The following is a 422-nucleotide window of genomic DNA, read 5'->3' as shown; positions in this document are numbered from 1 at the left end:
AAGGCCTCTTCCACGATGTCGATCACGACCTGGGCCGCATTCGGCGTCATCTCGGATGGCTTGATGATGGCGCTGTTGCCCGCCGCGATCGCCGACACCAGTGGCCCAAGCGACAGGTTCACCGGGTAGTTCCACGGCGCGATGATCAGGCATACGCCCTTGGCCTCGGGGCGAACGCGGGCCTTGGTGCCAAAGACGCCCAAAGTGGCGCGCGCCCGTTTGCCGCGCATCCAGGATTTCAGGTGGCGCTTGGTGTGCCGGATTTCCTGAAGGACGGGGAAAATCTCGGTCAATTTCACTTCTTCGGCGGGTTTGCGAAAATCAGCCGCGCAGGCCGCGATGATCTTGTCTTCGTTCCGTTTGACGGCATCTGCCAGACGATCCAACTGTGCAATGCGCGCCTTGCGGTCAAACCCGCCCCG

The 422-nt window shown here is 62.1% G+C and carries 1 protein-coding gene; it reads right to left on the bottom strand.

All coding sequences use genetic code 11. From position 1 onward, the window contains the following. Positions 1 to 422: aldehyde dehydrogenase family protein (locus tag ACP2AV_RS15715; RefSeq protein ID WP_426373709.1), on the bottom strand; the 422-nt coding region annotated here is incomplete at both ends.

The organism is Aliiroseovarius sp. PTFE2010 (assembly GCF_049943335.1).
Lineage (GTDB): Bacteria > Pseudomonadota > Alphaproteobacteria > Rhodobacterales > Rhodobacteraceae > JBNFVY01.
The sequence above is the reverse complement of the archived record's forward strand: the minus strand, read 5'-3'. Positions and strand labels throughout refer to the sequence as shown.